This is a genomic window from Candidatus Latescibacterota bacterium (assembly GCA_019038625.1).
Classification (GTDB): Bacteria; Krumholzibacteriota; Krumholzibacteriia; order Krumholzibacteriales; family Krumholzibacteriaceae; genus JAGLYV01.
This window is the reverse complement of the sequence record JAHOYU010000249.1, coordinates 1-5,818: the sequence shown is the minus strand read 5'-3', so window position 1 is coordinate 5,818 and position 5,818 is coordinate 1. Positions and strand designations below refer to the sequence as shown.

Here is a 5,818-nt window from a genome sequence, read left to right as displayed (position 1 = left end):
CTCTATACAATCCATCAGATTATATTCTTCAGCGTCATCAAAACGCATACGTTCGATAAAAATGCTCAGAGCAGACGGGTTGAGCGTCATCGGACAGGCATCCAGACACCTGCCGCAACGGATGCAGGGATCACTGACGAACTGCCCGACCTCATCTTCCCTCAGAAGCACAAGGCCGCTTGTACCTTTCGTCATCCCGGCATCGAGGGAATGCTGGGCAATGCCCATCATCGGCCCACCATTGATCAGTTTCGCCGTGTCTCTGTGTACCCCTCCGCAAAACTCGATCAGGTCCGAGAATTTTGTCCCTACCCTGGCCAACACATTTTTCGGCTGCTTTATCCCGGCGCCCGTTACGGTGACTACCCTCTGAATGAGTGGTCTGTTGTAACGGATCATCTCGTAAGCTGCCGCGGCCGTCCCGACATTCTGCACAAGCACGCCGACATCCATCGGCAGGCCGCCAGCCGGGACCTTGCGACCTGTGATCGCGTAGATCAGCTGTTTCTCGGCGCCCTGAGGATAAATGACATCCATCTCGGCAACGGAAAAACCGCTTCGTCCAGATATTGCCCTCTGCATGGTAATGATAGCGTCGGGCTTGTTCTTCTCTATGGCAATAACAATATTTTTTACGTCAATGACTCCGGCAAACAGTGACGCGCCGTCGAGTACCGCCTCGGCACTCTCCAGCATCACCCTGTGATCGGCCGTGAGGTACGGCTCACACTCAGCACCGTTTATGATCAGAGTATCCATCTTCTTGTCCGGCGGAGGTGAAAGTTTCACATGAGTGGGGAAAGTCGCCCCTCCCATTCCCACGATGCCGCCGTCATGAATCAGTCCTTTGATCTTTTCACGGTTCAGGCCCGTACTGCCTCTTTCGACACTACAACCCTCGGCCCATTCGTCAAGGCCGTCCGGCACTATTACCGCCGCGATCATGTCGACTCCTACAGGAGACGGCCTGTTTTCCAGAGCCTTAACAACGCCTGAAGTCGGTGCGTGGACCGGAGTCGAAACGAATCCGCCCGATTCGCCGATGACCTGACCCTTCTTGACCTCATCACCTTTTTTGACTACGGGGTTCGAAGGTGCACCCAGGTTCTGCGAAAAATAGACTACGAGTTCCTTCGGCATGGGCATCTCGATGACAGCCTGCCCGCTTGCCATATCCTTGTTATATGAGGGATGTACTCCACCGAAAAATGCACCCTTACTCATCAGGCGTCACCCCCCGCTGCTGTCTGCATTTCCTGGCCGGGCGGCGCCATGCCACCCTGTCTGCTGACCACTATCGTGTTCATCGGACATTCACCAGCTACTTCTTCAGGTATCTCCATTTCGTAATTTATAACAGCGAGGAAGTTATCCATGACGATCGCTCCCTCGGGAACGGCCTTCACACATTTCTGGCATCCGATACATGCCGTCTTGCATGCCTTTCGAGCCACCCCGCCCTTATCGTGTGAACTGCACAGGATGTGCACCGTCCTGCTCGCCGGGACCATCTTGATGATCCCCTTCGGGCAGGAGTCCACACACTTCGTACATCCCGTACATTTCTCAGGATCGACCAGGGCAAGACCACTCGGAAGCATCTCGATAGCTCCGAACGGACAGGCACCGGCACATGTGCCGAGGCCCAGACAGCCGTAAGAACAACTCTTGTCGCCACCAAAGATCAATGCTGCCGAAGTGCAATCAGCTACGCCATTATAATGAAATCTCTTCAAAGCTACCTCATCGTCACCCTTGCAGTTGATCATAGCGACCATCTTCTCTCCACCACCGGAGAAGGACAGTCCCATGATCTCGGCAACGGCAGTTGCGGTGCCTCCTCCCCCGACGGGACAATCGGCAACACCAGCTTTTTCCTCGACAATCGCTTTGGCCAGGCCACTGCAGCCCGGAAATCCACAGGCTCCGCAGTTCGCGCCTGGAAGTGCGTCTTCCACGAGTTCGATCCTCGGATCTGTCTCGACGGCAAATATCCTGGCGGCGATCGCGAGACCAAAACTCGCAACGAGAGCCAGAGCGGCAAGGGCTATAATGGCACTCAGCATGTTTTCTGATTCCTCCGTTATCTTTCTTCGATCGTTTTAACTTATACCTTCACAAGCCCTGTGAATCCCATGAAAGCCAGCGACAGCAACCCCGCTGTTATCAGAGCTATGGCTGTTCCTCTAAACGCCACAGGAGGATCACAAAGGTCGATCCTCTCCCTAAGCCCGGAAAAGAGGATCATGGCCAGGGCAAAACCCAACGCGGCACCGACCCCGAAGATCGTCGTTTCCAGCAGACTGTATTCTTTCTGAATATTTAGTACCGATACTCCGAGTACGGCACAGTTAGTAGTAATAAGCGGGAGAAAAATCCCAAGCGCCTGGTACAACGCGGGACTTAATTTCTGGAGAACAAGTTCCACAAGCTGTACAAGACTGGCTATCACAAGGATAAAAGTCACAGTCTGGAGATATACGAGATTAAACGGCAGCAGTACGTAATGATAGATCAACCAGGTAACGACCGAAGCCATCGCCATCACGAAAAGCACAGCGCCGCTCATACCGATCGCCGTGGAGACTCTTTTTGAGACGCCGAGAAACGGGCATATCCCCAAGAATCTCTGTAGGACGAAATTATTAACAAGGACCGCGCTGATAATGATCAGTATCAATTTCGGCATTTGTCACCTTCAAAGCTAGCGGACTTCGACTATAATAATACTCCGGCAGTGAAACGGGATTAAATTAATATAGAACCGCAATTTAATCAAGAGTTTTCACGGAAAAACAGGTATTTGCCGAATAGAGGGAAGTAATATCATGACAGACTGGCCGGACGAAAGCGGGTAGCTGTTCAAATACCGCTGGAATGCGATGGGAAGGGTTTCATGCATCCTCGCCCCGCCTTCGTACCATGTCCGGCCTGTATATCTAGAAATTCATCCTGACTCCGAACCCCGGCATGATCGGGATCATCTTGTACCAGTTCTTCAAACTGTAATCCTCACTGTATCGGAGGTTAAAGACGTTCTCGTGATTCGTCGCGTTCAGCACCTCGAAGAAACAGGTTCCACGCGACCAGGACCACTCAGCTCTCAGGTCGATACGGGAATAATATGGCAGGTTCGCCGACATCCTCCTGCCTTCGGATGCTATGTATCCCCCGACCTCCCTCTCGTATACTTCGCCAATCGGCGTGAATGGCCGTCCGGAATTGGCCCGCCATGCTACCGAGACATTGAACCTTTCAGAAAAATGTCTCTTGATCTCCAGGCTGATCGAATGCCTTCGTTCATATGGTGACGAATACCAGTACGGGCTGTCATAGGCCGGAGCCAGGTTGTAGACCGATTCTGCGGCCGGGTCTGGCCTGAACGTCAGGGTGTGCGGATCATCGATCCGTTCTGCCCGTGTCCATGAATAGCTCAAAACGGTCTCGAACAAACCGGCCCTTCTCTCCAGACCGACTTCTATTCCCTTTCCACGCCCCCTGCCTCCGCTCGTATAAGTGACCGGTTCGGATTCAATCATCAGATCCCAGTCCCTCCGGAGATACCCTCCTGCCTGTCCCGTGATCCCGAACGGAAGTTCTCGCCTCAACGCCAGGGATATCTGGGTCGCCTTCTCCGTCTTCAACCCGTTGCCGATAGCTGCGGGGTTGCCGAAATCCTCAGCTGGATCCCTCGCGAATATCCCCCAGGAGGTGAGGACCATCGTCTTGTCGCTGATCATCCAGTGACCGGAAAGCCTCGGGCTGAGCGACAGTTCGCGGCTTCTCGAAAAGGCCTCGACCCTCGTTCCCAGTTGCATGCCGCCGCGAGTGCCTTCCCTTTTCAGCTCCCCGTAAATACCTGTATAGGTCCATTTGTTGTGGCCGTCCGCAATAAACTCGAACCCGTCATTGTCTATTCTCACAGCCGAGTTCTCGTTGCGGCTCGCAAGCCAGAACCCGCGTCCGAACCTCAATTCGTATTCGATCATCGACAGCGAAGAAAACACACCTGTAGCCAGAGTATAATCGCCAAAACGTCTGCCGGCATCTATCCGGACAGTACCCCTGCCGCCATACCAGCCCATCGCTTCATAATCATTACCACTCATGTCGAAATTCGACCTGTGCGGCTGCCATGCGATCATGGCCCTCCCATACCATTCGGAATCTTCGACCTCGCGATAAGCATAAGTGAGTGAGAGGGCTCCGATCCTCCTGTACCACGACAACATCGACTCTCCCTCGTACCCGTCCCCTCCTTCGTACCCCGTTGAGATGTTCCCCGTACCCATCATCATCTCATCTCCCGAGAGCATTGCTCCGAGTTTCAGGTACTTCCGCCCTTCCAGTTCTTTAACGATACTTCCCTGAAGATCATAAAAATTCGGCAACTGCGTGTTTTCAGCGCTGCCCAGAGCATCATAGATGATGTCCATGTAGCTGCGTCTCGCCATCCCCGACACGACTATATCGCCTCCATCCATCGATCTGGATGAAGAGATCGACGAACTGAGCAGGCCGATAGAAAATTCATTCGTTGCCGGATATTCATCCGATGATTTTCCATCCAATGATAAATCTCCGCCCCCCATCTCCCCGGTCGATGAATAACCAGATATGTTCCCTGCCTGACTGCCAGCGGAGCCGGTCCTGCTCTCAACCTCCACAACAGCGCCTGTCGCGCCATGGGAAGCGGCCGAGAGCGGCATAGCCGAAAACCGGAAAGTCTCAATATTGGAAGCGTCGTAAATGCTGCAGAGCCCACCAAGATGGTATGGAGACGAAAAAAGAAGTCCATCCAGGAAAAACGCGTTCGCGTCGGGCGAGGCTCCATAGATACTGAATCTACCATCGAAATCACTGGCAGAAGATACCTGGGGAAGAGTTTTAAGAGCATATAGCGGATCCGCCTGGGACAGCGCTCCGCCGGAAATCTTTGCCACATCCATCTCTACACTCTGCCCGACGATCGGAAAAAGAGGACGCCTCTCAGCGACTACCTCTATCAGAGGGGCCTCATAGAGGAGTACGTCCAGATACAACTCGATATCGTTTGTACGATCGGTCCGGATCTCAAGAAAGGGGATCTCCCGGTATGATACGTGGGTAACAGCAAGGTGGATATTGGTTCGTGCTGCAGGGACTTCGAACTCGAACCGCCCATCCCCACCGGTCAGCGTCATGCTTCCGGTCTCAAAGAGATTGATGACGGCCAGTTTGATCGGATCTCCCGTCGCACGGGAGACGACCCTACCCGAAACTTTCCTGAATGAGGGTTCAACATTCACAACTGCCCCGGCTGCGACTGTCTCTGTTGCGACAGGCTCGGTCACAACCGCATCAGTCACGACCGTCTCACTTGCAACTTGCCCGGTAACAGCAGCTTCCGCCATGCTGGCAGAAATGACACACAATACAATTGACAATATAGATACAATAACCTGCAGAAATCGGTTCACGAGGAACATGGTACAGTCTCCCGAAAACCTTCCATGGCTCTGCTTGAGGATTCATCCGTGGATTCTATTTTTTGATCCAAATGAGATATGAGGTCCAGTAGAGGATAACAGCTTCCCGCCGGTCCGTTTCCCTTCAGATGCAATTCATTGGCGGGAATTGCCGTTATCTGTAGGGATTTTAACACAAAATGCCTGTCAGGGTCAATGGGGTGATACACCCAATATCCGGGAATACCCATTATTGGAATTCCTAAAACTTGAACTAAGAGCCTGTGACCTTGTGGAAATCACCAGGAATTTATTAATGATTTTTTGAAAATATCCTCACATTTTCCACGATTATTTCATACTTTTCCTTG

The 5,818-nt window shown here is 52.6% G+C and carries 4 protein-coding genes; all 4 read right to left on the bottom strand.

Annotation, left to right across the window (positions count from 1 at the left end):
* The coding region (gene rsxC / locus KOO63_15955) for an electron transport complex subunit RsxC (protein MBU8923310.1) at positions 1–1,224 on the bottom strand (1,224 nt) is incomplete at its 3' end.
* On the bottom strand, positions 1,224–2,066 hold the full coding sequence (locus KOO63_15950) for an RnfABCDGE type electron transport complex subunit B (protein MBU8923309.1): 843 nt from the start codon (positions 2,064–2,066) through the stop codon (positions 1,224–1,226). The genes rsxC and KOO63_15950, both read right to left, overlap by 1 nt.
* Positions 2,067–2,107: 41 nt before the next feature.
* Entirely contained in the window at positions 2,108–2,689 is a 582-nt protein-coding gene (gene rsxA, locus KOO63_15945; GenBank protein ID MBU8923308.1) for an electron transport complex subunit RsxA, read from the bottom strand.
* Positions 2,690–2,939: 250 nt separating this feature from the next.
* Positions 2,940–5,468 (bottom strand): TonB-dependent receptor, encoded by a 2,529-nt coding sequence (locus KOO63_15940; protein ID MBU8923307.1) that lies wholly within the window; start codon positions 5,466–5,468, stop codon positions 2,940–2,942.
* Between the last annotated feature and the right edge of the window lie 350 nt (positions 5,469–5,818).

Coding starts and splice junctions, on each gene's coding strand:
- KOO63_15940 (MBU8923307.1), bottom strand. CDS start 5,468: ATGTTCCTCGTGAACCGATTTCTGCAGGTTATTGTATCTATATTGTCA.
- rsxA (MBU8923308.1), bottom strand. CDS start 2,689: ATGCCGAAATTGATACTGATCATTATCAGCGCGGTCCTTGTTAATAAT.
- KOO63_15950 (MBU8923309.1), bottom strand. CDS start 2,066: ATGCTGAGTGCCATTATAGCCCTTGCCGCTCTGGCTCTCGTTGCGAGT.